This window comes from Sediminicola luteus (assembly GCF_002514735.1).
Taxonomy (GTDB): Bacteria; Bacteroidota; Bacteroidia; order Flavobacteriales; family Flavobacteriaceae; genus HQA918.
This window is the reverse complement of sequence record NZ_KZ300477.1, coordinates 29,147-55,702: the sequence shown is the minus strand read 5'-3', so window position 1 is coordinate 55,702 and position 26,556 is coordinate 29,147. Positions and strand designations below refer to the sequence as shown.

The 26,556-nt window shown below is 43.7% G+C and carries 22 protein-coding genes; 11 read left to right on the top strand and 11 right to left on the bottom strand.

Annotated features, from left to right (window positions below):
* The first annotated feature begins 37 nt into the window (after positions 1-37).
* The 4 genes from B7P33_RS04755 to B7P33_RS04740 all read left to right on the top strand — a co-directional run bounded on the left by B7P33_RS04755 (position 38) and on the right by B7P33_RS04740 (position 4,183).
* The gene (locus B7P33_RS04755; RefSeq protein WP_216359359.1) at positions 38-760 is read left to right on the top strand and encodes a prolipoprotein diacylglyceryl transferase family protein; all 723 of its coding nucleotides are present in this window, start codon (positions 38-40) and stop codon (positions 758-760) included.
* Complete coding sequence (locus B7P33_RS04750) at positions 732-2,126, top strand: radical SAM protein (protein WP_097440833.1); 1,395 nt, start codon at positions 732-734, stop codon at positions 2,124-2,126. Before B7P33_RS04755 ends, B7P33_RS04750 begins: the two co-directional genes overlap by 29 nt.
* Positions 2,123-2,320, top strand: coding sequence for a hypothetical protein (locus tag B7P33_RS04745; protein ID WP_097440832.1), 198 nt, complete (start codon positions 2,123-2,125; stop codon positions 2,318-2,320). Before B7P33_RS04750 ends, B7P33_RS04745 begins: the two co-directional genes overlap by 4 nt.
* A 108-nt stretch (positions 2,321-2,428) precedes the next feature.
* Positions 2,429-4,183, top strand: a complete 1,755-nt coding sequence (locus tag B7P33_RS04740; RefSeq protein WP_097440831.1) for a serine hydrolase — start codon at positions 2,429-2,431, stop codon at positions 4,181-4,183.
* Positions 4,184-4,267: 84 nt separating this feature from the next.
* Here B7P33_RS04740 and B7P33_RS04735 read toward each other — a convergent pair whose 3' ends face one another.
* A complete protein-coding gene (locus B7P33_RS04735) occupies positions 4,268-4,741 on the bottom strand; it encodes an Lrp/AsnC ligand binding domain-containing protein (RefSeq protein ID WP_097440830.1) in 474 nt (157 codons plus the stop codon).
* A gap of 25 nt (positions 4,742-4,766) precedes the next feature.
* Entirely contained in the window at positions 4,767-6,140 is a 1,374-nt protein-coding gene (locus B7P33_RS04730; RefSeq protein ID WP_097440829.1) for a saccharopine dehydrogenase family protein, read from the bottom strand.
* A 103-nt stretch (positions 6,141-6,243) separates the two neighbouring features.
* Here B7P33_RS04730 and B7P33_RS04725 point away from each other — a divergent pair, with 103 nt between their 5' ends.
* Together B7P33_RS04725 and pckA are read left to right on the top strand one after the other, a co-directional pair.
* A complete protein-coding gene (locus B7P33_RS04725) occupies positions 6,244-6,636 on the top strand; it encodes a DUF423 domain-containing protein (protein ID WP_097440828.1) in 393 nt (130 codons plus the stop codon).
* A 60-nt stretch (positions 6,637-6,696) separates the two neighbouring features.
* Positions 6,697-8,310, top strand: a complete 1,614-nt coding sequence (gene pckA / locus B7P33_RS04720) for a phosphoenolpyruvate carboxykinase (ATP) (RefSeq protein WP_097440827.1) — start codon at positions 6,697-6,699, stop codon at positions 8,308-8,310.
* Positions 8,311-8,639: 329 nt separating this feature from the next.
* Here the strand turns inward: pckA and B7P33_RS04715 are convergent, their stop codons facing one another.
* From B7P33_RS04715 to B7P33_RS04705, 3 genes are read right to left on the bottom strand one after another with little or no spacing between them, the layout of a single operon-like run.
* Complete coding sequence (locus tag B7P33_RS04715) at positions 8,640-9,386, bottom strand: uroporphyrinogen-III synthase (protein ID WP_097441226.1); 747 nt, start codon at positions 9,384-9,386, stop codon at positions 8,640-8,642.
* 5 nt (positions 9,387-9,391) lie between these two features.
* Entirely contained in the window at positions 9,392-10,048 is a 657-nt protein-coding gene (locus B7P33_RS04710) for a DUF4271 domain-containing protein (protein ID WP_097440826.1), read from the bottom strand.
* Positions 10,048-11,751, bottom strand: coding sequence for an ArnT family glycosyltransferase (locus tag B7P33_RS04705; RefSeq protein WP_097440825.1), 1,704 nt, complete (start codon positions 11,749-11,751; stop codon positions 10,048-10,050). The genes B7P33_RS04710 and B7P33_RS04705 overlap by 1 nt, the downstream gene beginning before the upstream one ends.
* A gap of 127 nt (positions 11,752-11,878) precedes the next feature.
* Between B7P33_RS04705 and B7P33_RS04700 the strand changes: the two genes are divergently transcribed.
* From B7P33_RS04700 to B7P33_RS04690, 3 genes are read left to right on the top strand one after another with little or no spacing between them, the layout of a single operon-like run.
* Positions 11,879-12,610 (top strand): polyprenol monophosphomannose synthase, encoded by a 732-nt coding sequence (locus B7P33_RS04700; protein WP_097440824.1) that lies wholly within the window; start codon positions 11,879-11,881, stop codon positions 12,608-12,610.
* A gap of 2 nt (positions 12,611-12,612) precedes the next feature.
* On the top strand, positions 12,613-13,947 hold the full coding sequence (locus B7P33_RS04695) for a dihydroorotase (RefSeq protein WP_097440823.1): 1,335 nt from the start codon (positions 12,613-12,615) through the stop codon (positions 13,945-13,947).
* Between the two features lie 2 nt (positions 13,948-13,949).
* Positions 13,950-14,372: a DUF4296 domain-containing protein gene (locus B7P33_RS04690; protein WP_097440822.1), complete on the top strand. Its 423-nt coding sequence runs from the start codon at positions 13,950-13,952 to the stop codon at positions 14,370-14,372.
* A gap of 16 nt (positions 14,373-14,388) precedes the next feature.
* Here B7P33_RS04690 and B7P33_RS04685 read toward each other — a convergent pair whose 3' ends face one another.
* A complete protein-coding gene (locus tag B7P33_RS04685; protein WP_097440821.1) occupies positions 14,389-15,399 on the bottom strand; it encodes an NAD-dependent epimerase/dehydratase family protein in 1,011 nt (336 codons plus the stop codon).
* 149 nt (positions 15,400-15,548) lie between these two features.
* Between B7P33_RS04685 and tyrS the strand changes: the two genes are divergently transcribed.
* The gene (gene tyrS, locus B7P33_RS04680; protein WP_097440820.1) at positions 15,549-16,844 is read left to right on the top strand and encodes a tyrosine--tRNA ligase; all 1,296 of its coding nucleotides are present in this window, start codon (positions 15,549-15,551) and stop codon (positions 16,842-16,844) included.
* A gap of 40 nt (positions 16,845-16,884) precedes the next feature.
* On the opposite strand, the gene B7P33_RS04675 is transcribed toward tyrS, so the two are convergent.
* On the bottom strand, positions 16,885-17,865 hold the full coding sequence (locus tag B7P33_RS04675) for a LuxE/PaaK family acyltransferase (protein WP_097440819.1): 981 nt from the start codon (positions 17,863-17,865) through the stop codon (positions 16,885-16,887).
* A 216-nt stretch (positions 17,866-18,081) separates the two neighbouring features.
* Between B7P33_RS04675 and B7P33_RS04670 the strand changes: the two genes are divergently transcribed.
* Positions 18,082-18,846, top strand: coding sequence for a hypothetical protein (locus B7P33_RS04670; protein WP_141402390.1), 765 nt, complete (start codon positions 18,082-18,084; stop codon positions 18,844-18,846).
* A gap of 83 nt (positions 18,847-18,929) precedes the next feature.
* Here the strand turns inward: B7P33_RS04670 and B7P33_RS04665 are convergent, their stop codons facing one another.
* The 4 genes from B7P33_RS04665 to B7P33_RS04650 form a co-directional block, all read right to left on the bottom strand.
* Entirely contained in the window at positions 18,930-19,250 is a 321-nt protein-coding gene (locus B7P33_RS04665; protein WP_097440817.1) for a T9SS type A sorting domain-containing protein, read from the bottom strand.
* A gap of 170 nt (positions 19,251-19,420) precedes the next feature.
* The gene (locus tag B7P33_RS04660) at positions 19,421-19,732 is read right to left on the bottom strand and encodes a T9SS type A sorting domain-containing protein (RefSeq protein ID WP_097440816.1); all 312 of its coding nucleotides are present in this window, start codon (positions 19,730-19,732) and stop codon (positions 19,421-19,423) included.
* A gap of 463 nt (positions 19,733-20,195) precedes the next feature.
* Complete coding sequence (locus tag B7P33_RS19570) at positions 20,196-23,384, bottom strand: beta strand repeat-containing protein (protein WP_216359358.1); 3,189 nt, start codon at positions 23,382-23,384, stop codon at positions 20,196-20,198.
* Positions 23,385-23,461: 77 nt separating this feature from the next.
* Positions 23,462-26,305 (bottom strand): TonB-dependent receptor, encoded by a 2,844-nt coding sequence (locus B7P33_RS04650; RefSeq protein ID WP_097440815.1) that lies wholly within the window; start codon positions 26,303-26,305, stop codon positions 23,462-23,464.
* Positions 26,306-26,556: the final 251 nt, after the last annotated feature.

Sequence of the window (26,556 nt, the reverse complement as noted above, 5' to 3'; positions counted from 1 at the left end):
TTTTGGAATAGTATCTTTCCACTAGAATTTAACTTCCATGACCTTTCACCTCATTATGGAATACGCGGCCTTCTTCGTAGGCTATAGATACTATGTGTATTTGAAAAAAGCGTATCCGGATGCCATTTCCGGTCCGAATCGTCTAAGCATTATACTTGGCGCGGCCCTGGGGGCTTTTTTAGGATCTAGAATCATGGGGTTTTTAGAGCATCCGCAGTGGCCCGATTCTGCTCAAATGTGGCTGGCCCTTCTAAACGCCAAGACCATTATGGGTGGTTTGTTCGGGGGCTTACTTGGAGTAGAATTGCTGAAGAAAATCATTGGTGAAAAGCATTCTTCCGGCGATTTGTTTACCCTCCCTTTGGTACTGGGTATTTTTGTGGGGCGTGTGGGCTGTGCCTTTGCCGGATTGGATGAATTCACCTATGGCAAACCTACGGACCTACCCTGGGGTTTAGATTTTGGAGATGGTCTATTTCGACATCCAATTATGGTATACGAACTCTTGTTTTTAATACTACTGTTCCTCCTGCTCTACAAACAATGGCGTCGTAAAACCTGGGAGAACGGACGGCTTTTCCAAGTGTTTATGCTGGCCTATTTCGGATTTCGGTTCGGTATCGAATTTTTAAAACCCAATAGTTTTTTCGTATTCGGATTAAGCAGCATCCAGTGGTTATGCGTACTTTGTTGGGGCTATTACACCAAAACCATTACCAAAGGAATACGATATGCCTACCAGAGCTTACACCTATTATGATTTTACCCTAAGCCTTTGTCCCGAATGCCTTAAACGGATCGATGCCAAAATCGTTTTTCAGGACGAAAAGGTGTATATGGATAAAAAATGTAAGGAACACGGGCGGTTTAAAGTACTGATCGCCGATGATATCGATTATTATAAAAACATTCGAAATTACAATAAGCCATCAGAGTTTCCGTACACCTTTAATACCAAGACTGATTATGGGTGTCCGTATGATTGTGGTTTGTGCCCCGATCACGAGCAGCATTCTTGTTTAACCGTGGTTGAGATAACCGACCGTTGCAACCTCACTTGTCCCACCTGTTATGCCGGGTCTTCGCCCACCTATGGACGGCACCGCAGTTTGGAAGAGGTCAAGGCCATGCTCGATGCCGTGGTGCGCAACGAAAAAGAACCCGATGTAGTGCAGATCAGTGGGGGAGAACCTACCTTGCATCCCCAGTTTTTTGAAATTCTCGATTACGCCAAAACGCTTCCAATCCGGCATCTTATGGTGAATACCAACGGGATCGCTATTGCCAAGGATTTCGATTTTGCCCAACGTTTGGCACGCTATATGCCCGATTTTGAGATCTATTTGCAGTTTGATTCGTTCAAGGCCACAAGTTTACAACGCATGCGCGGGGCTGATCTTACCAAGATCCGTGCCCAGGCCTTGGAGCATCTGAACCGTTTAAATCTTTCTACCACCTTAGTGGTAACCCTACAACAGGGGGTAAATGACGATGAGATCGGTAAGATCATTGATTATGGTTTGCAGCAAAGGGCCGTTCGTGGCATCACTTTTCAGCCCACTCAGATTGCCGGCCGCCTAGACGATTTCAATGTTACTACCGACCGCATGACCCTTACCGAGGTGAGACGAAAGATTTTGGAACAGGCCCCCATGTTCGAACCTGATGACCTGATACCCGTACCCTGTAACCCCGATGCCTTGGTGATGGGTTACGCCTTAAAGACCGAAGAAGGGGTATTTCCATTAACACGATTTATCAATCCGGCCGAACTTTTGGATAATGGTAAGAACACTATAGTTTACGAACAAGACACTGAATTGCATGGTAAAATGATCGAACTTTTTTCTACCGGGAATTCGGTGGAATGTGCTTCCGAGAACCTTCAGTCTATTATGTGCTGCCTACCTATGATCGATGCTCCGGCCATGGGCTACGATAATCTGTTCCGAATTATAATCATGCAATTTGTGGATGCTTATAATTTTGATGTACGCGCCATTAAAAAATCCTGTGTGCATATCGTAGACAAAGACAATAAGATTATTCCGTTTGAGACCATGAACCTCTTTTATAGAGACGATAAAAAAGAATATTTGAACACCCTTAAAAGTGCCCTATCATGATATTGGAAGTCGGTAATTTAAATGGCCTGGTAGCCCTACTTTTTGCGATTATGCTCGTACCGCCCATTCTCTTGGGAGGCATAAGTATTTTCGTTCGATCCAAACATAAAAAAACGGCCAAGGTACTCGCTATTTTGGCCGCTATCTATCTTATTGTGGGCTTGGGTATTTGTGGTACTTTAATGGCAGGTTAAGGGGCGAAAACCTTGGTAGTGAGTAAAATGACATCTACATGACCTGTAAATGACGGGTAAATAAATCGAGACGCCTTGTAGTTTTGCCCTGTAGTTAAAACAGTTCAAATGGAAACAGCAACACTTGCCGATAGATTAAGATACCAAAGGAAGAAGAAGGGATGGTCCCAAGAAGAATTATCCCTACGAACCCAGGTTACCGTCCGTACCATACAACGCATCGAAAATGCCGAGGTAAATCCGCATTTAAAAACCGTGACCTTATTGGCCACGGCCTTGGAGATAGAGGTTGAGGATTTGTTGGTGTTACATGACCCAAAGCAAGAAACCCTACTCTTAAAATGGTTGTTGTTGCTCCATGCCACCCCGCTATTGGGCCTGGTGTTACCCCTTAGCAATATACTTATCCCACTTTTTTTATGGATCCATAAAAGGGACGATAACCCGAAGTATTGGGAACATGGGGCCAAAGTTGTCAATTTTCAGATCAGTTTCCTGATATATGCAATCATAAGCTTTGGTTTATTTATGTTTATGGGGTATCGCTTATTCCTTTTCCTCATACCGATTTGGGTAGCTATTATCTTGTTGAATATTGGTATGGTTATAAAAAAGGGACGCTGCTTTTATCCGATGGCCATTCCTTTTTTGATGGGACAATCCAAGAAACCCCCAACACAGGTTTTAAGTGCGGTCTTGTTACTGCTTTGTCTGGGTGGTTATGGGCAGTCTGAAAAGCATATGGAACGGCTAGATGAAAGCCGAATAACAAAAAATTCTGTAGAGCCGAGGATTGAGCGTCTAATGCAACAGGCCCAGGTCACCGGCTTGGGTATTACACTTTTTGACCAGAACACCCCGGTTTTACAGGAAGTTTGGGGGTATGCCGATTTAGAAAAAGGGATCCCATTAAAAAAAGACCATGTGTTTTACGCTGCTTCGTTGAGTAAATCGGTTTTTGCCTATATCGTGGCCCAAATGGTGCTGGATGGGAAGTTGGATTTGGATAGACCTGTGTATACCTATTTTGATGTTCCCCTACCGGATTTACCCATATCCCAAGACTTTAGAAAGCTCTCGGACCTACATGGCGATGAGCGTTATAAGAAAATTACCTTGCGTATGTGTCTATCGCATACAACGGGTTTTCCCAATTGGCGCTGGTTGGATAATAAGGCGCGTAAACTGCGTATACTTTTTGAACCGGGTACCCATCATGCCTATTCCGGTGAGGGTTTTATGTTGGCACAATGGGTGGTAGAATATGTGGCCCAAAAACCCTTGGAGGTATTGGCGAGAGAACTCGTTTTCGAACCCTTGCAAATGGAACAAACCGATTATTTGTGGCAAAAAAGGTTTGAAGGAAACTTTTGCTATGGGCACGACAAAGCACAGGAAAAGTTGCCCAAGGATATTGAACTCGACGATGCGGCAGCGGCGGGATCTATGGAGACCACCTTGAAGGATTACAGCAAGTTTTTGGGGCATGTATTGCGCTTGGCCTCGGCTAGATCGGAATTGACCAATTTACTTTTCCATCCCAATATCAAAATACGTACCCAGGCCCAATTTGGGCCATTGGCTGCCAAGCAAACAGATGCATACGATACCCTTTCCCTGAGTTATGGACTAGGTTGGGCCTTGATCGATACCCCTTACGGAATGGCGGCTTTACGGGGTGGACATAGCGAAGGTTTTCAACATTATTCCATTTTGTTCCCTGAACAAGGGAAAGGGATGCTTATCATGTCCAATAGCGATAATGCCGAAGGTATTTTTAAGGAATTATTGGAGTTGCTCCTTGGCGATACCTTTACCCCATGGCAATGGAAAGGATATATACCGTATAACGTAAAATCGTGATAGGTGTGACCAAAGGATTTAGATGCTTTCGTTTAATCAATTTGGTTTACGGCGAATCAAAAGCGGCAACCAATTTTGAAAGGACTAAATCTTAATCTGTCTCCCGATCTGCTGGTTCAGCGAAATAAAGGTCTCAGTTCGCGACACCCCGTCTATCGCCTGTATCTTATGGTTCAACAGGTTCATAAGATGCTCATTGTCCTTACAGATGATCTTGATTAGTATACTCCAGTTGCCTGTGGTATAGTGGCACTCCAATACTTCGGGTATTTTCTCCAATTGGCGCACGGCTTCAGGGTTTCGTATCGCTTTGTCGAGATAGATACCGATAAAGGCCATGGTGGTATATCCCAACACCCTCGGGTTGATAATGAATTTGGAACCGGAGATTAAACCGGAAGCTTCCAATTTGCGTAAACGCTGGTGGATGGCTGCACCGGAGATACCGATACGACGTGCGATTTCAAGGATCGGTTTACGGGCGTCCTCCATTAAAAAACGCAGAATTTCCTTGTCGATTCCGTCTATTTTGACCGTTTCTTGCTGATGGGGTTTCATGCTACAAAGATACGAAAGCTTGGGTTTACAGGCCTACCGTATCCGGATTATAGCCCAAATAGGAAGTTTCGAATTCGTTAAAGTGGACTCCATAGGTCTCAAGCTCAGCCAGAATAGGTTCGTACACCTCTTTTTCCAACGGTATGCGAACCCCGGGTTTGGTTATTTTTCCGTTCAAAATGGCCAAGGTCGCCATAGCTACGGGCAAGCCTACGGTTTTTGCCATGGCTGTATGGGTGTCGTCTTCGCCCAAAACCACCATATTCGAATCGATCTGGCGTTTTTTTCCGTCGAGTTCATAACCGAATTTATGATACATGACGATCATATCTTTATCGGTTTTATCGAGTGTCCAGCTGGCTTCTAGAATGGATTGTAAAATTTGGGCCGGGGTGCCATTTTTTACGGTTACTTTTTTCTGGTCGTTAAAAAGATCCAAATCTAAAAGCTTGCCCCAAAAAATATCGTCTTGGTCAATTTTAAGGTAGTGACGTAGTTTCAGTTCCACAGAATCGGTGGGGGAGTATGGCAGGAACAGGTTTACGAATTCCCTATAACTCATGCCTTCCGAATTCTCTATGGTATAGGTGTCATCGGTCATGCCCATTTGTACGAAAATATTCCAGGCCTTCGAAAAACCTACCCTACGCATGGTACCGCGATAAAGGGTCAGTGCGTCTTGCAGTCCGTAGGCATCCCGATATTTTAATGAATCGCGATTGGCATAGGCCTCAAAAGTACCAAAACCTTCTACCTCTAAAAATTCGGTGCGTCGGAACAATTTGTGATAGGGTATATACTTATAGGTGCCTTCTTGAATAAATTTGGCAGCACCGCCTTGTCCGGCCACGACCACATTCCTCGGATTCCAAGTGAATTTGTAATTCCATAGGTTGTTGTCACTTTCCGGGGCAACCAAACCGCCCGTAAAAGATTCAAAGAGCAACATTTTTCCGCCTTTATCACGAATCTCGTCTATCACCTTCATGGCACTCATATGATCTATGCCCGGATCTACCCCAATCTCGTTCATAAAAACCAAACCTTTGGCCTTAACGTCGGCGTCCAAGGCCATAATCTCCGGACTTACATAAGAGGCCGTAACCAGATGTTTACCTAAATCCAAGCAATCTTTGGCCATATGTATATGGAAACGGGCCGGTAACATAGAAACGACGATATCGGCTTCCGCAACGGCCGCTTTTCGCTGTTCGGCCTCTAAAATATTCAGTTTTTTAATAGCGGCATTCCCATGGATGGCGTAATGCCCCGGTAGGTTTTCGGGATGAAGATCGCCTATGGTGATATGTAAATTCTCAGAAACGGCTTTGTCCAACAGATAATCCAACAAATATGCGGTAGACTTTCCTGCGCCAACAACTAGTATTTTTCTCGACATGCTTTTTCGCTACTTTTGGTTCTCCAACCCTTCTAAACTATTTCCAAGGGAAAAAACGAAGGTATAAAATGTTGTATTTATAAAAAAAATATTCGATAAAGTTATGAACAAAACAATTGTAACGACCGCTTGTTTGCTGGGTGCCTTTACTATTGGCCTAGGGGCTTTTGGTGCCCATGGTCTAAAGGAATTGGTAGATGCCTATGGGGTAGCGACCTTTAAGACCGGGGTACAGTACCAGATGTATCATGTGTTGTTCTTGCTTTTCTTAGGGGTAATCCCTGGTATTTCTGAAAAGAAGAAAAAGCCTATTTTCTACTTGGTACTCCTAGGTATTCTTTTATTCTCTTTTTCCCTGTATTTTTTAGCCACTAATTCCCTAACGGCCTTTGACTTCAAAACCATTGGTTTTATAACCCCTTTGGGAGGTTTGGCTTTTATTGTGGCTTGGATTTTGAGTGGGTATCACCTCCTAAAAAATGGTAGGTTCAACTAAAAATGGGCGTGTAGGCGGTTAATATTTTATAGATTTGCCAAAAATATAAATCTATATTTTATGAATTCTACAACCAAAGCGAAATCGATTTCGCTAAAGGAATACGGAATTACAAGTGAAAAGGTGTCCTATCAGTTATCACCTGACGAGTTACACCGTATCACCATCGAAAAGGGTATGGGTAAAGCCGCTTCTTCAGGGGCATTGGCCGTAAACACGGGAGAGTTTACCGGTAGATCGCCCATGGACAGGTTTATTGTAAAAGATGCCCGAACCGAAGATAAGATTTGGTGGGGCGATATCAATATCCCGTTCGAACCTGAGGCCTTTGATAAATTGTATGATAAGGTAACTGCCTATCTGGGCGATAAGGAGGTATTCGTTCGCGATAGTTACGTTTGCGCCGATCCGGCTTATAAAATGAACATAAGGGTAATTAACGAATACCCTTGGTCGAACCTGTTCGCCTACAATATGTTCCTTAGGCCAACCGAAGAAGAACTACAGGGCTTTGATCCGGAATGGGTGGTGGTGAATGCCCCCGGTTTTATGGCAGACGCCCAAATCGACGGTACGAGACAACATAATTTCGCCATCTTGAATTTTACCAAAAAAATCGCTTTGGTTGGTGGTACCGGATATACTGGTGAGATTAAAAAAGGTATTTTCTCTGCCTTGAACTTTATTCTTCCGGTAGATAAAAACACTTTACCCATGCACTGTTCGGCCAACTATGGTGTAAATGGCGATACGGCTATTTTCTTCGGGCTATCGGGTACTGGGAAAACAACCTTGTCCGCCGATGCCAACCGTAAATTGATCGGTGATGACGAACATGGGTGGACCAGCGAAAACTCCATCTTTAACTTTGAAGGTGGTTGTTATGCCAAGGTTATCGATCTATCGGCCGAAAAAGAACCAGAGATTTATGGGGCCATCAAAAAAGGGGCCATTTTAGAAAATGTTATTATGGACGATAAGGGGGTTGTCGATTTTGCCGATACCTCCATTACCCAAAATACACGGGTAAGTTATCCCATACACCATATCGAAAATATTATGAAGCCATCTTATGGCGACAACCCTAAGAATATTTTCTTTTTAACCGCAGATGCTTTTGGGGTTTTACCTCCCATAAGTCGTTTAACACCTGCCCAGGCCGCTTACCACTTTATTTCTGGCTATACGGCAAAAGTAGCCGGAACCGAGGCCGGGGTGGTTGAGCCGCAACCTTCTTTCTCTGCTTGTTTTGGGGCACCGTTTATGCCGTTGCACCCGACTAAGTATGCCGAGATGTTAAGTGCCAAAATGAAGGAAGCGGGAGTTAATGTTTGGTTGGTAAATACCGGCTGGACCGGAGGGCCCTATGGTGTTGGAAAACGTATGGAGTTGAAATATACCCGTGCCATGATCAATGCGGCCATGAATGGCGACCTAGGTCTGTATACTTACGACGATTACCACATACATTCGGTATTCGGAGTGGCACAGCCCAGAAGCTGTCCGGGAGTACCTGATGAGGTATTGAGCCCGAGGGCCACTTGGAAAGATGATGCGGCCTACTATAAAACCGCTTTTAAACTGACCAATGCCTTTCGAGAAAACTTTAAAAAGTTCGAGGCCTTTGCCAACGAAGAGATTCGTAGGGGAGGTCCGCAACGTTATGGATTTTAGCCTAATCCCGTAGCTTTCCGTTTTTTGGGAAGCTGTTTGCATACGAGCCATCCGTAACCTAGTTATGGGTGGCTTTTTTTTGGGTAATACCATTTCAATTTTGAGATTCAACCAATAAAAAAACAGGAATTTTTTCTTTGGGTGAAAAAGAAAATCTAAGCATAGCCATAGCTACGGTTCTATTTTATTTTGATGACCAAAGGTAAAAAGAACCATTTTTTAGGGGGTATTTCAATGTTGAAATGGTATAATTATGCTTGGGAAGACAAAACAAAAAAAGGCCGTTCTTTTTTGAACGGCCTTTCTTTATATGGGTATCGTAACAAGAACTATTTCTTGTTGGCTTCGTTTATATATTTCTGAAGCGCCATGGTCATCGATGGTGTTTCCGGGGTCGGTGCCTGTATATCGATACGTAGCTCGGCATCATTGGCAGCCTTAACGGTAGAATTTCCGAAAACGGCGATACGGGTATTGTTCTGTTCGAAATCAGGGAAATTCTTTAGCAGGGATTCAATTCCTGACGGACTAAAGAAAACCAAGATGTCATAATACACGTCTCTCAGATCCGATAGGTCACTGATTACCGTTTTATAAAAAATACCACGGTCGTATTTTAATTTCAGTTTTTTCAATAAAGCAGGAACAGTGGGCTTCAATACATCTGATGAAGGCAATAAAAAGCTCTCGTTCGGATATTTTTTGAACAAAGGCTCCATGTCGGCAAACATGCGTTTACCAACATAGATCTTTCTTTTCCTGTAAACAACATACTTTTGAAGATAGTAGGCCACGGCTTCCGATTGGCAGAAATACTTCATGGTGTCTGGCACCTTATAACGCATTTCTTCGGCAATCCTGAAAAAATGATCTACAGCATTACGGCTGGTCATAATGATGGCCGTGTAGTTGTTTAGGTCGATCTTTTGCTGTCTCACCCCCTTGGCATCAACACCTTCTACATGAATGAAAGGTCTAAAATCTACCTTTACTTTTTCTTTTTCTATGAGACGGGAATAGGGTGAATTTTCCATTTTCGGTTCTGGCTGGGAAACCAAAATCGTTTTAACTTTCATAGGCATCAATCTTTTAGGTAGCTTCCTACAATTACAACAGGTGCAATTTCGAGAGTGCAAAGGTACAAAATAAAATAGAAAATGTTGGCGCCCAGGAATTTTTGGTGATTTCGAATCGTAGTTACCCAGCCAATAGTGTTGATTGCGACTACTAATAGTAATGATATGTATATCAATACTTTTGCGTTTGGGGCCATATAGGTGAGTATGATATTGGCCATAAACATAATAAGGCCGCTATAATTCAAGTAGGCCATTTTTTTGAAAACGGCCTCATTGACTATAGGATTGATGTTAAACACCAAACCATTCAACAATTGCAGTAAGAATTTTCCGCCAATATATAGAATACTGAACAAGAGTAGCCACCATACACCGCCGGGTGAAACCGTATATTTTCCTAATTCCAAGATGTTTATCGTGTAATAGGCATAAATGGGGAGGTTACAAAGTGAGAACAACATAATGAACATGTGGAACCAGTTCGCCAGTTTGTCTTTTTTGTTATATATGAAAATGTACTTGTTGTTGAAAGGTAGTATTAAAAAGGTTTGGAACCGAATAGGAAAAAAGGCTTTGGCCAACGAAAGAAATACCAGGCTGGCCAAGAGGGCCAAGCTGATCCAATCCAGAGCATTTACATTTCGTAATAGGGGTTCCACTAGTGCAGGGGTACGTTGTTACCGTTCAATCCTAAAAGTAAGCCATTTTCTGAAATGAGTACCTTAAAATAACTGGGTTTCTTCTTTTTATATTTTTCGTTTTTCATTTGGGCCAAGGGTAGTTGTGCCCTGAAACCTATTGTTTCCCCTGGTTTTAATGAATCGATCCCTTCGGGAGCTGAAACCGTTATTCCATGGTTTTCGCAGATTTGTTTGAATTGGTTTTGATAACTGATGCCAAAACGTAACTTGTTGAGGGGAATGCTTTCGCTATAGGGGTTACTGATGGAGAAGGTTATTTCCTCACCCGGATTATAGGGCAAGGTTCCCTCGGTAACCACATAAGTGCGCAATTTTCTATAACTCTCGAAATTGTCTATATAGTGCCCCTTAAGCTCTTTACCAGAAGACTTGGTTATATGTATAGGTTTATCGGCCTTCTTGTTCCAGTTGCCATGCAAATAGGCTACATCTTTATGCTGTAACTTGGCTTCGGAACCATCGATACTATATTGGTTGCGCCTATACATTAAATTATTTAACGAAAAGGTGTTGGCCCCTGAATAGAAGGCATACATGGGGGCATCGCGATACGAGTTTTCGAATACTACCCCTTTGTCACCTACTTGTTCTTTAAGGTCGTTTACCCATTGCTCGTTACCATGGGCTTCGTAATGGAGGGGTAAAAGAACAGGGAAAACCAACCACAAACGGGCATAGCCTAATAAAACCAACTGCACCATACCCAATCGCATGGCCCATTTTCTCCAATTAGACTTAGCTAGTAACCATTGAAAGGTAATGATGAACATAGGGATGGACATTACGATCATCCATTGGGTCTGTACCCTGCGGTTTAGGCTAGATAGAAAAAAGAACAATATGATACCATAGCTCAAAAAGACCATAGCGCGATTAAAGCGATCGCCCTTGGGTAATTTTTGCTTAAATAAAGCGGCATAGAAAAATGGGAACAATAAGCCGAACAGGGCAACCAAGTTAACGAGATAGCCCAAAGTAAAATCGGCAAACTCATAGGCCCGGTTGGGACGTTCGAACAGGTGGTATTCTATAGAAACGAATTCTTGGGAGTATAACCACCACAAGTGGGGGGCATAGGCTAAAAGTGAAATAAAGACCGCGAACCAGGCATACTTATTTCTTAATAGTGATAGGTTACTGGCCAAGGTAAATAAAATAACGAGTACGGCATGGTATTTACTATACATGAGAGCTGCCATAACCAAACCCATGGCCAAGGCTTTTAACCAGGTGGCTTTTTGTAGAAAACTCTTGTATACTAGTAAAAAGACGATGGTAAAAAACAATAAAGGGGTATCGGGTAAGGTGAAAAACCCGTAGGCGTGTACCAAGGTTAGTCCTAAACCCAATAAAAAGTATAGGTTTATATATTTTTCTTTTTCGGGATGCGAGATTAATTTCCAGAGTAAGGCGTAGCCTAAAACCCCCATTAAAACCCCTATAAAACGCACGCCCAATTCACCACCAAAGAAGAAACTACTGATTTTGATCATTAAGGCGACCATAGGCGGATGATCAAAATAGCCCCAGTCTAAGGTTTGGGCATAATGCCAGTAATAGGCCTCATCGTAAATAAGGTCCATAAGACCGGCCTGAATCAAATTGATTCCCAAAAGGAGGCCTAAATAGAGTAAAAAACGCTTGGAGAAAGTAGAGGGCATATCCCGATTTTGGCCCAAAAATAATCAAATTAGACCAAGACTTCGGGGGTTAAAAACTTCACAAATGACCAACAGCGTTTTTTTAGGCCCGCTAAAATGGTATTTTTGTCGGGCTAGACCGATTTTTATGTCCGATACCGTAATTATAATCCCTACCTACAACGAAATAGAGAATGTGGAGGCCATTATCCGCGCGGTATTCGATTTGCAAAAGGCCTACCATATCCTAATTGTAGACGATAACTCACCAGATGGTACATCAGATACCGTGCGTGCCTTACAAAAAGAGTTTTCCGATAGGTTACATTTAGAGGTCCGAAAAGGTAAGTCGGGACTGGGTACGGCCTATATACATGGCTTTAAATGGGCCTTGGAAAAATCTTATGGCTACATCATAGAAATGGATGCCGATTTTTCGCACCGCCCTGTTTATTTAAAAGGACTTTACGAAGCTTGCGCGCTCAAAGGGGCCGATGTTTCCGTGGGCTCGCGCTATAAAAAAGGGGTGAATGTGGTTAATTGGCCTTTGTACCGCATCTTACTTTCGTATGGGGCTTCTTTTTATGTTAAGATAATTACCGGTATGCGGGTGCACGATCCAACGGCGGGTTTCGTATGTTATAAAAGGGAGGTGCTTCAGAGCCTTAACCTAGATGCGGTGCGTTTTGTGGGCTACGCCTTTCAGATCGAAATGAAATTCAGGGCACACCTCAAGAAGTTCAAGATAGTAGAAGTCCCCATCATATTTACCGATAGGGAAAAAGGCAAATCGAAAATGAGTGGATCCATTATCAGTGAAGCTGTTTTTGGGGTCATACGAATGAAATTGGGTAGTATATTCAAAAAAGATAGCTTTTAAGCATGGGAAAGATCTTACTTAAAAATGGCCTATTGGTCAATGAAGGGATTCAAAAGGAAGCCGATATTCTTATCGATGGCGAGCGTATTGCCCGTATAGATTCCGATATTACCGATGCCCAGGCCCAGGTCGTAGATCTCGAAGGCAAATTGGTTACCCCTGGTATTATTGACGATCAAGTGCATTTTAGGGAACCCGGACTAACCCATAAAGGGACCATTGCCACCGAAAGTAAGGCGGCCTTGGCAGGTGGCATTACCACCTTTATGGAGCAGCCCAATACCAATCCGCAGACCACTACTATAGAAAAATTAGAAGAAAAATTCAGGATGGGGGCCCAATCGGCTTATGCGAATTATTCTTTTTTGTTCGGTGGTACCAACGATAATCTCGAAGAATTAAAACGACTCGATAAAAATGCCTGTTCTGGTGTAAAACTATTCCTAGGATCTTCTACCGGGAATATGTTGGTAGATAATGAGGCCGTAATCCAGCGAATTTTTGAGAGTACCGAAATGGTAATCTCCGCCCATTGTGAAGACGAAAGCACCATTAGGGCCAATACGGCGCGGTATATAGAACAGTATGGCGACGATATCCCGGTAGAAATGCATCATTTGATCCGATCGGAGGAGGCCTGTTACCTATCGTCTTCCAAAGCGGTAGATCTGGCTAAAAAAACCGGGGCCCGTTTGCATGTTTTTCATTTATCTACCGCCAAGGAAACCGATTTGTTCCGTAACGATATTCCTTTGAGCGAGAAAAAGATAACCGCCGAAGTCTGTATTCACCACCTGTGGTTTTCCGATGCCGATTATAAAGAAAAGGGTACCCATATCAAATGGAACCCGGCCGTTAAGACGGCTGCCGACAGACAGGGTCTTTGGGACGCCTTGTTAGATGACAGATTGGATATTATCGCTACCGATCACGCACCACATACCCTGGCCGAAAAAGATAATGTATATACCAAGGCGCCCTCTGGCGGACCATTGGTGCAGCATGCCCTATTGGCTATGTTGGACAAGCATAAAGAAGGGGTTATTTCCTTGGAAAAAATCGTGCAGAAAATGTGCCATAACCCAGCTATTTTGTTCGATATCGAAAAACGGGGCTATCTAAGGGAAGGCTATTTTGCCGATATCGCCGTAGTCGATATGAACCGATCCCTTACCGTGGCTAAGGATAATATACACTACCACTGTGGATGGTCGCCTTTTGAGGGGCATAGTTTTGGGGCACAAGTGGCCCATACCTTTGTCAATGGCCATTGGGCTTATAACAATGGGGTGTTCTCACCAGAACGCCATGCCAAAAGACTCACCTTTAACCGTTAATTATGCGTAAACTTTGGGTGTTATTGGGGGTAGTGCTTGTTGCAACGAGTTGTGCCGAAAAAACGGTGGAGCCGCCAGAAGACCTTATCGATGCGGCTACCATGGAGGAGATTTTATACGATTTGGCCCTCTTGACCGCTGGTAAGAATACCAACATACTTACCCTCGATAAATACAAATGGGAACCCACGGCCTTCGTTTTTAAAAAATACGGAATTGATAGTGTGCAGTTCGCACAAAGTGATTTGTATTATGCCGCTAATCCGGATATTTATGAAGAAATCTATACCAAGATCGACGAGCGCTTTGGTAAAATCAAGGATAGCTTAGAAGATAACAGGCAAATACAGGCCGAAAAGAAACGGGAAAAATTAGATACCCCTAAAAAGAATCAGGAGGAAAAACCTGAAGTACAACCCAAATAATGGTAGACAGGGCCTTTTACTTTTCGATTTCCTTGCGGTAATACCCACAACTTTGCCCAAAAACCTGGTCCATGGGTTGGTACGTAAAATCTACAGCCGCTATCAATTTAGAGTTATCATAGGTCTCTTTTTCAGATAAAGATCGGATGCCGTGTTTGTTCAATTGCCTCGTACGGCCACTAACCCAACTGACGAGCCCTTCAAAAAAACCGATTATTTGAAATAACCATTTTGGTATGCCTTTGCTAGGAGGGGTATGTCCAAAATTTTTGGCCAACTGCCCTAAAACTTCTTGAAATGAGAGGTTTTCGGCCACCAGTATATAACGTTGGTTTTTTATGGGCGAGTCCATAAGCTGTATCATAGATTTCACTACATCGTATACACCCACGAAACCTGTGGCCCCTAGCGGATAGAATTGTTGCTTTTTAGAGCCTCTAACGATAATTTCGCCACTGCCGCTATGCCAGAATCCTGGGCCTATGATCACACCCGGATTCACGAGAACCACGGGTACCCCTTCCTGACTGGCACGCCATATTTCCATTTCGCCCAAATATTTCGAAACTGCATACACATTGGGGTCGTTTTCGTTCCATTCGTTTTCTTCGTTGGCGGGTTGTCCCTTCAGGCTACTGCCTATGGCCGCTATAGAGCTTACATAGCAAAGTTTTTTCACCTTATGGTGTATGCAAAGGTTAACCAAATTGGCCGTTCCGATCACATTAGTACGAAGCAGGGGTTTTCGGTCTTTGGTGTCGAAAGAGATCAGGGCTGCACAATGGTACACTTGATCAATACCTTGTAATGCAGCATCCAAGGCCGGTAGGTCTTGAAGCGGGGCCTCTACCCATTCGATGGTGTCGAATAGGGTTTGGGGCTCAGGGGTGTAATAGCCAAAAACCTTGCGGACTTGCGCCAAATTGCTTTGGGCCCTGCGTGTCGCACGTATACGTTGTCCTGTTTTGGCCAATTCGTAGAGTAAATGGGCCCCTACCAAACCTGTTCCGCCGGTGACTAATATCATGGGGCTAAGATACAGAAATTAGCTAGGTGGGAAGCTAGGTTTTTATAGGGTTGTGCGCGTACTATTAGTCCTTTGTATTCTTTCGATTTTTGATGGGATGAAGGGGTATTATCCTATATTTGCAGGGTTTAAATCACAATACGACCTAGATGGCTACAAATTTCGTTGCTGAATTGAAATGGAGGGGTATGTTGCACGACGCCATGCCCGGAACCGAAGAACACTTATTAGAAGGTATGCAGGCCGCTTATGTGGGTATAGATCCTACGGCCGATTCGTTACATATCGGGCATTTGGTAAGTGTAATGATGTTGCGCCATTTTCAGTTGGCCGGACATAAGCCTTTTGCCTTGGTGGGTGGGGCTACCGGAATGATCGGGGATCCCTCGGGTAAATCGGCCGAGCGCAATTTGTTGGACGAGGCCACCCTACGCCATAACCAAGAGGCCATTAAAGAACAGTTGAGCCGTTTTCTCGACTTTACCAGCGATGCCCCTAATGCTGCCGAATTGGTAAACAATTACGATTGGATGAAGGAGTTCTCTTTCTTGGATTTTATTCGCGATGTGGGTAAACATATTACCGTAAACTATATGATGGCCAAAGATTCGGTGAAAAAACGCTTGTCTTCCGAATCTAGCGAGGGTATGTCGTTTACCGAGTTTACCTATCAATTGGTACAGGGCTATGATTTTTTACATTTGTACCGTACCCATAACTGTACCCTTCAAATGGGGGGTAGTGATCAATGGGGTAATATAACCACTGGTACCGAACTGATTCGCAGGATCGGCGGGGGTAAAGGTTATGCGCTAACCTGTCCCTTGATAACTAAGGCCGATGGCACAAAATTCGGAAAGACCGAAGGCGGCAATGTGTGGTTGGATGCTGAACGCACTTCACCCTATAAATTTTACCAGTATTGGCTAAACACCTCCGATGCCGATGCCGAAAAATACATAAAGATTTTTACCCTTCTGGGTCAAGAAGAGATTGAGGCCCTGGTAGCCCAACACCAAGAGGCGCCTCATGCCCGTGCCCTGCAAAAGCGATTGGCCGAAGAGGTAACCGTTATGGTACATTCCCAGGAAGAATTGGAAAACGCACAAAAGGCCAGTCAGATTCTTTTTGGTAAATCCACTACAGAAGATTTAAGAGCCCTAGATGCCAAAACCTTTTTACAAGTGTTCGAAGGGGTACCTATGGCTACGGTTTCTAAGGCTGAAATAGAGCAAGGCTTGGATATGATCGGGGCCTTGGCTGCCAAAACCGGATTTTTAGACTCGAACGGGGCGGCCCGTCGTGAACTGAAACAAAATGCCATTTCGGTAAACCGTCAGAAGGTAAAAGAAGATTATACCCTTACCGAGGCCGATTTGATCAATGATCGTTTCGTATTACTGCAAAAAGGGCGAAGAAATTATTACGTACTTTCGGTAGAATAGAAATTTGCCAGGCCTGTCAGGTTTTTGAAACCTGACAGATCTAGAGCACCATGAGGTTACAACCCCGAACATCGGCATGGTCAAATCGGCCCAAAACCTCAAAGCTGCCGTCGGGGTATACCTTACCTAGATCTTGGGTAGCGATAAATGGGCAAGAGTGGCTATTGGCCAAATCGATAATATTTAACCCACCACTTTTGCCTGTCGCAAGATGACCCAAGGGGTCGTCGGTGCTTCTGGCCGTTACCCGCATCCAAGGCGGGGTGGTAAATAAGGAGTTTCCGGTAGAGTAGGCCTGTGACAATAGCTCGGTCATACCGTATTCCGAATGTATTTGATCAACGCCAAGGCCTTGTTTCAGGACGGCGTGCAATTCTTCTCGGATCATTTCCTTCCGCCTACCTTTCATGCCACCCGTTTCCATGACTATAGTATGGGCTAGTTTTTGGGGAAACTGCTCCGCGAGGTCCAATAATGCAAAGGAAACCCCAAGTAAAAGTGTTTTTTGACCTTGGGTTTCCAATGTTTTTAGGGTTTCGGTGAGTTTTTCAAGATCATTCAGGTAGAAACCACTTTGGGGATGTCCACTTTGTATGATCATATCTTGGGCCATATAGATCAGTGATGAACCTTGGCGTTCTAGATAGGCTGGTAAAAGTGCTAAAACACAGTAATCGGTAATAGGCCCGTAAAATTGTGAAAAACCCTTTCGAAAACTTTGTTCGTAAAGCCCCAAGTCCTTTACCGAATGCTGGGAAGTAACCATTCCCGTGGTACCACTACTACTAAATTGGATCTGGGGGTCAAAATGACCCAAGCCAATCCGTCTGTTCTTAAAAAATTGAATGGGCAGAAAGGGTATGTCATCTACCGATTTTACATGCTGGGGTGTACGCCCGATAAGGTCGCAGAACTGCCGATACACTGGGTTTTCTTTATAATGTAAGCTATAGAGGTCAAGCGCGGCTTGGTCAAAGTTAAACCTAGTTGTAAAAATAGAATAGGGATCCCATGGATGCATGGGGCAAAATTACGGACTGATTTCTCGGTAGGCAAATAGACGAGGACCTGTTTAAAAACGTAATTGGCAGACTTTTTGTTGGGTTACTTTTTTCTTTTGACCACTGCTATGAAAAACAACCTGCCAACACAGTTTTTTAAAAAGAGGACATTTATCCTATTGTTCCTGTTATTTAATAATAGTCCATTACTATATCCGCAGTATACAGAAACTGAGATGGCTTTGTACAATGTTGGTTTGGGTGCTGTGGTGGGTGGTATTGGTGCCATCATCAACAAAACAAAGACGGAAAAAACCGCCCATGTATTCGTAAAAGGATTCGCAAAAGGCGCCCTTGGCGGCTTCTTGGTTTATGAAAGTAAAAGTCTTATCCGAAATATCGAAAAACACCAGAAACTGGAGTATTCATGGCCGGCCAAAATTGTTAATGCGGCCGGTACCTCCATCATTGAAGGTGCGGCTTTAAATAATCGATTTTTAAGTACTTGGCACCTGCATATTGGTTTTAATAGGTTGGAATTGAAAAGTTCGGATACCTGGAAATTAAGGTATAAAGTAATGCCGGTTTCGTTTGTTTATACCTCTTATGCCGCTTTCGGGAATAAATTTGAATGGGAGAATACCTTACGGGCAGGGGAAATCATGTTTTCGAATGCCAGCATGTCTGATGGGGGGTTTAATTATGCGAACGTATTCGTTTATAATAGTAGTCTACCATACTACAAAGCCATTATTGCCCATGAGATTATCCACACGTACCAATACTACGATTTTAATTTTGTGAATGCTTTTATTCATAAACCCATATCAAGATTAGAAGGGAACTCAGATTTTTTAAAACGTTTGGAGCCTATTTTATATTATGATTTACAAAACCCAGTTTTTAGGGTGTTCTATAACCTAGAAGGAACTGATAATGTAAATTTTCATGACAATTTTTTCGAGTATGAAGCAGGTCTATGGTCGAATACCCTACAATGAGGCAAATGGAAAAAATAAACAAGCCTTTTGATTAAGGTGTAAAGGGGAAATTAGTGTGGAATCGTAAAATATATATAGGTTTCCTATTTCACCACCAGCTTACGCGTCATCGATTTTTGGTTTTCGGTTACCTGTAATAAATACACACCGGGTACCAAATCGGAAATATCCAAGGCTTTGCCCATAATCCTATCGCGTAAAACCAACTTACCAAAAACATCATATACCTGAATGGTCTTGGGCTGTTGCTTTTTAGTCTTGACATATACTACATCGTCAAAAACCGGATTGGGATAGAGTTCGAAACTTTCTTTGGTAGAATCTTGTGGGTGCAGTAATACCTGATCTTGGGCAAAGAGTAGTGTGGTAAACAACAAAAGTATAACAGGGTATAAGTGCTTCATAGGTGTTGATTTGGGTCGAATAACAATGTAAATATAACCCAAGCTTGTATCGAAGGCACTAAAATGTTGTGAAAGGGCGTAAAAACGTAGTTTATCCCAAAAAAGTATGTGGAAGTCTAAAAAAGTATGAAAAACACGATGTAAAAAGCAGTATTAATGAAGGAAAGCGCCTACTTTACGATTAATTTACGGGTAGCGATCTTGTCTTTTTCAAAGATGCGGATCATATACACCCCGGCATCCAAACGGCCTAAATTGAGCTCTTTGCCCAATATTTTGGTTTCCATGACCTTGGTTCCAAAAACATCGAAAATAAGTATGGTCTTTGGGGCATTGTACTTAGTAGTGATATGGACCACCCCATTGGTAACCGGATTTGGATACAGTTTTAATCCGTCAATATCCGTACCGTCCGTGGTGCTCGATTGCGCCATGGCTACAGAAGTGAAGAGGCAGAATATGAGGATGTAAAAGTGTTTCATAAGCGGTTTTCAGTCACAAATTAAAAGATCTTTGGCAGGTTTACCCTACAGCCGGCTGCAAAAAGTGTCGTTTTTTCGATGAAATGCACGTTTTCTTATTGGATAGTGTATTTAATCTTGGTCAGCTTACCTAAAAAGGTTTAGTAGCCAACTTTTTACTGTATTGAACCAAAACCATACCAAAATTAAATTGTCATTTCGGTTCCCTGTCGTAAAAAGTAAATAATTCGGAACAAGGGTTAATGTAATCTATTGAAAATCTGATTTAACTTCTCAGTGTAACTCTGCATCTTCTCGGCCTACCTCTGTGTAACTTGAGGCTTTTGTATTGTTGCATAGAGTTTCACGGAGAATCAAGCATAGAGGGTCACAGAGAGTTCAGCTCTTGGTTTGGGTAGATAAGCTATACATAAAAAGGCCACCCGAACCCGGGTGGCCTTTATTATTTTAATTCGGCTTTGGATTAGAATCCAGTGGCCCAGCCATTGGCCCAATCGGGTTGGGCAGCTCCGTTACCCGCTCCGGTATTGTCTCCGGTTGTGATAAACGATTGGTTGGCACCGTCGTAATCGGTAGCCTCGAAACCTGTAGCAGGGCTTGCGAACTGCATAGGGTTGATCGAAAGTTTGTTTCCTTCGATACGAACGGCAGCCTCAGAATCGGTGCTCTTAACCTTAACACCCAAATCGATGTTCTCTGTATAGAAATTGGTGATAGTGAATTCTCCACCACCTTCTTTAAAGTAAAGAGCACCTTCGGTTACAGGGCCTACTACGGTTATGTTACTCAAAGTTGTTTTGGTAACTGGTGTTGCATCGCCATCGTCCCCGTTGTTAGATCCTTCGATTCCGGCCTTGGCGCCATCTTTAATGTACCAGTTAGATCCGTTACCGTTCCAACCATCGGCAAAATCAATGGAATCGTCACCACTTCCAATAGAAACCAAGTAGTTACCATCAACAGTACCACCAAAGAACTCGATACCATCGTCTCCACCATGAAGTGATTCAACATATTCGAAGGTAGTACCAGAACCTACACCGAACAATGAAACTCCGTTGAATTCTTTGTCATTTGAGAAGGTTGCACCGGTATATTCTACCCTTAAGTAGGTTATAGATCCTGAGTTGTCTTCGGCGTTTGTACCTCCGTAAGTAAGATCACCTACCTCGGTTAAGATGTTAGTACCTTTATTGGTAGGGGCATCACCGGCAATTACCAAACCACCCCAGTTACCTGGTACAGGGTTCTCTTCGGCAGAGGTCATTACTACAGGGGCGTTGGCCGTACCGTTGATAAAGATCTGGGCACCACGCTCAACTCCGATAAAGGCGGCGGTACCACCTGAAGCTTTTATAGTGGTTCCGGCAGGTATGGTCAATGAACCACCTTCTTTTACGATAAACCCACTAGTTAATAAATATTTGGTACTGGCATTAAGGGTAACGTCTCCGGTTACCTCACCAGCCAAGTTTTCTTCTTCGGCAACACTGTTGTCCAAACCAGCGGTCCAACCTGCAGCCCAATCGGGTGAACCAGCACCGTTGCCGGCACCACTATTTACACCTTCGGTATAAAAATCGGTATTGTCACCGGTATAATCGGTAGCCATAAAACCAGCTGGGGTATCGGCGAACTGAATGTTGGATATAGCCAAGTTATCGCTGTCGATACGGGTATTGGCCTCTACATCGGTAGACTTAACCTTAACACCAAGATCGGCTCCGCTTACGTAGAAATTCTCTACGGTAAAGTTACCACCACCTTCTTTAAAGTATAGGGCACCTTCGGTTACCGGACCCACAACTGTAATGTTTGATAGGGTTGTTGTGGTTACAGGTGTAGCGTTTCCGTCATCTCCGTTGTTAGATCCTTCGATACCGGCTTTGGCGCCATCGGCGATATACCAGTATGAACCGCTACCTTGCCAACCATCGGCAAAATCGATAGAGTCGTCACCACTTCCGGTTGATACCAAATATTTACCGTCTACAGTACCACCGAAGAACTCGATTCCGTCGTCACCACCGTTATAAGACTGTACATATTCGAAGGTAGTTCCGGCACCAACACCGAATAGGGAAACCCCGTTAAACTCTTTGTCGTTTGAGAAAGTAGCTCCGGTATACTCTACCCTAAGGTAAGAAATAGAACCAGAGTTGTCGTCTACATTGCTTCCGCCATAGGTAAGGTCACCAACTTCGGTAAGTATATCGGTTCCTTTGTTAGTTGGGGCATCACCGGCGATTACCAAACCACCCCAGTTACCTGGTGCGGGGTTGGCCGCGTTTGAGGTCATAACCACAGGCTCTGTAGCTGAACCGTTAATAAAGATTTGGGCACCACGCTCAACACCGATAAAGGAAGCAGTACCACCAGAGGCCTTGATTACGGTTCCGGCAGGAATGGTCAATTTACCACCTTCCTTAACGATGAAGGAGCTGGTCAATAAATATTCGATTCCGGCAGAAAGGGTAACCTCACCGGTTACTTCACCGGCTAAGTTTTGTTGGCTAGAACCACTGTTCGATAGACCGGTAGTCCATCCGGAGGCCCAAGTTGGGGAAGCGGCCCCATTACCGGCACCGGTAGCGATACCTTCGGTATAGAAATCGGTATTGTCGCCTTGGTAATCGGTAGCTTCGAATCCGGCCGGGGTATCGGCGAATTGGATATCGGTAATTGTTAGGTTATCGTTATCGATACGGGCATTGGCCGCATCGTCGGTATCTTTTACCTTAACCCCTAAACTGGCACCGCTTACGAAGAAATTCTCGATGGTAAAATTACCACCACCTTCTTTAAAGAAAAGGGCACCTTCGGTTACTGGGCCCACTACGGTAATGTTTCTTAAGGTGGTAGTGGTTACAGGAGTGGCATCGCCATCGTCGCCATTGTTTGAACCTTCGATACCGGCTTTAGCGCCTTCAGTGATATACCAGTTAGTTCCGTTTCCTCTCCAGCCATCGGCAAAATCGATAGAGTCGTCTCCACTTCCGGTAGATACCAAGTGATTACCGTTTACAGTACCACCAAAGAACTCGATACCATCGTCACCACCACGGTACGATTGTACGTACTCAAAGGTAGTTCCGGAACCCACACCGAATAAAGATACCCCGTTAAATTCCTTATCATTAGAAAAGGTAGCACCAGTGTATTCTACCCTAAGGTAAGTTATGGAACCTGAGTTGTCGTTGTCTACGGTACCACCATAGGTAAGATCACCCACCTCAGAGGTTACATCGGTACCTTTGTTGGTTGGGGCGTTACCTGCGATAACCAAACCTCCCCAATCACCTGGGGCCGGACTAGCGGCATCAGAGGTCATAATTACAGGCTCTGAAGAGGTACCGTTTACGAAAATCTGGGATCCTCTTTCAACTCCGATAAAAGAAGCCGTACCTCCGGCAGCTTTAATGGTAGTTCCGGCAGGTATGGTCAATTTAGCGCCATTACGTACTACATAGGCACCGGTTAGCTTATAATCTACATCGGGGTCCAAGGTGGTGTCACTAGTAACATCACCGATAAGTTCTACTTCGCCGCCGGGGGTTTCTCCGCCTCCGCCGCCGTTGTCATCATTGATACAAGATGAGGTGAGGGCCGCAATGGCTACCAGCATCAATGTGCTTAACGTTTTTAGTTTCATTGTTTTCATTTTTAAGTTTAACTCTGCTAAGAATTATCGCCTCCTTCGGTTAAAAGAAGGCATTGGGATTATGGTTATTAAAATTTATACGATAGTGAAAGGCTGGCATTCATACCTCTTTTGTAAGAAAGGGCGGTAACAGGCCCATCTTCTAAAAAGCCCGGGATGGCTGGGTTGTCCATATCTAAATCGCCCTCAGCGTTTTCGTTTACACGCTCAATGGTTGGGTTCAATAGGTTTTTCAAGTTTAACCCAAGGCTTAGTTTTTCGTTTAGGCTGAAAGAGCTGATAAAGTCTAAGGTCATAAAGCCTTTGTCTACCAAGTGCCCACGACCGGTACTACCTAAGGCGAAAATGCGATCCGAAAAATAGTTTCCGGCCAAGGTGGCGGTCATATTCCTGTTCTCGGTGAATTCTTTGTAGAAACTTACATCGGCGTTCAATATAATATCGGAAGCACCTTGTAGTGGGGCCTCTGTATTGGTAAAGGCAGCCGAAAGTCCGGTTTCCTCAGATACTTTTTGAGAATCTAGTTTTTGGTTGGTGTTCAGGTACGAAACATTTCCACCTACGGCCAAACGCTCGGTAAGCAATGCCTCGCCATTATCCTTTTCGTTTTCCAATACGTTGAAGCGTACTTCTAGCTCCGCTCCGAAAGCTGTGGCACTATCTCCGGTGTTTGCATACGAAAGGTCGTTGGCGGCAGATACTACCAAGAAGGTATTTATCGGATTTTCGATATACTTACCGAATACCCCAAAAGAAACGATCTCAGAAGAAGTTGGGAACATTTCCCAACGCAAGTCTACGTTGTAGTTAGTTGAGTTTTCCAAGGCTGGGTTACCAAAGGAATCTTGGTTGATCTCTTCTTGGAAAAGGAATGGGGCACGTTCTTTAAATTGTGGTAAAGTGTAGGTTTTACTAGCGGCAAAACGTAAGTTCTGCTTTTCGTTCAACTCATATTTTAAAGCAAGGGAAGGTAAGAATTCAAAGGTGTCCAATTTGTTTTCGTCTTCGCCTTGTATTACCGTGTTCCATTCAATGTTCTGGTTGATCTGCTCTCCGCGGAGACCGGCGAACAAAACCATTTTTGGGGCCAAACGATACTGGAAAGTGGCATAGGCCGCATGTATGTATTGGTCGCCTCCGTAAGTCTGTGGCAATAAAGCATCTTCAAAAGACTCCGGACCACGGAAAGTACGTATTTGGTATAGTCCAGAGTTAACATCGTATTGCTCAAAATAGGCATCTACATCCCTATGATCTACCACGGGCTGGTTGTTAATGTCCAAGAACTGGTAGTTGAACTGGGTAGCTTCAAAATCTACATCCTTAAAACGTCCGTTGTACCCCACGGTGATTTTCCCATCGTATTCTTCGTCTTCGTTCTTTTGGAACTTATAGGTGGTAGAGATATTGGCCGCTAATTCGTTTTCTTGAAGTTCTTGGAAGAACCTATGGTTTTCGGAAGCGGCAGATACCAAACGGAACGATTTAGGACCTTCTGGGTCGTTGTTGTTTAAAGGCAACAATGTGTTTTGCCTCCTGTCCGGTACTACATTGTTCACTTGGTTGTGGCCCAAGCCCCAGTTTACAGTCAATCTTTCAGTAAAATCGTGCTGACCCAAAAGCTGGTTGATCAATAACTGGGTTCTGTCAAACGTACTTCTTTGAATAAATCCACCACCTTCCGGGGCGTCGTCTTCACGGTCAATAATACCATCGAACTCTTCTTGGCGCTGCTCAGTATTGTTCAGGTATAGGATGTTGTACTTTAAGGAATGCTTTTCACCAAAACGAAGGCCCAAGTTACCCATTAAGGTAGTGGCTGTCTCGTAGCTCCAACGGTTAAAATCGAATTCGGAGTTAGGTAACCCATTACCCACGTTTGGGGCCCCGTTGTTTTCACCCTCACGATATTTGTAGTTGTTGCTGAAAGAACCGACGGCGAATAGGTTTACCCTAGTATTTTCCCCAAGGTTGAAAGATTCACCTCCTTTAAGTGAGAATCCAGTGTTTATAGGAGTATTGGCTTCTTCTCTGTTCCAGCTTGTATCGAATTGGTTGTCGAAAGGACGCGAAGGGATTTCTTGATTGTAGAATCCAGAGGTGTTAGGCCCGTCGTTCAAATAGAATTGATCCACTCCAATGGCTTCAGTGTTTAAACCAGTAGAAAGACCTAATTCCATAAATCCGGAACCGGTATAGTTTTTAGATACGATGTTGATATTCGCACCTCCAAAATCCCCGTAGTTTTGGGCGTTAAAGGTTTTGTCGATTCCAATAGATTGGATAATACTGGTACCGAACAATTCCAACTCAATATTCTTTTTAGAGGTGTTGTTCGAGGGTAATGGCAAACTGTTCAGGGTGGTAATATTGAAACGATCTCCCAATCCGCGAACATATACGTTGCCAGTACCTTCTTGTTTAGATATACCGGTTACTTTAGAAACGGCCGTTGCAGCATCGCTGGCTCCTTTTCTTGCCAATTCCTGGGCACCTATAGAAGTCTCTAGGCTTACTGCCTTCTTCTGCTCCAACAATAAAGCTACTTCAGAGTCTTTACGGGCGGTGGTGGTTACTACAACCTCGTCTAAGGCCATACCTTCACTGGCGCCCATGGGTACGTTTACCGTAGTTACCTTTCCGGCCACTATTTCAATAGGAATTTCAACGGTCTCATAACCCAAAAAGCTAAACTCCAAGGTATAATTACCCGGTTCAACATCGGCAATCTCATAAAGTCCGTCGAAATCGGAGGTGGTACCTTTGGTGGTACCTTTGATCAACACGTTGGCAAAAGCCAAAGGCTCGTTGTTCATCTCTTTGTCGGTAAGTTTACCCACAATACTTCCTGTGTCCTGGGCAAAACCTAAAGTGGTCATAGCCAGCATACACAACAATACAATACATCTCATCAAATAGGAATTTTAATTGGGGCAAATAAAGAGCGCTGTTGTAAAAGTCGTGTTACCCTCAAGTTAAACCTTTATTGCGGCAGCGTTACCGTAATGTTATCACATTAAATGAATGTTAAGAGGTTAAGTTTGTATTGTATTATCTTTACTTTTGATCGTATAACCAATGGGTTAGCCTGTTTAGGCATTTTTATTGTAGTCTGATAATCAGTTGTTTACAGTTATAAGTGTTGGGTTGACCTCCTTTTAAC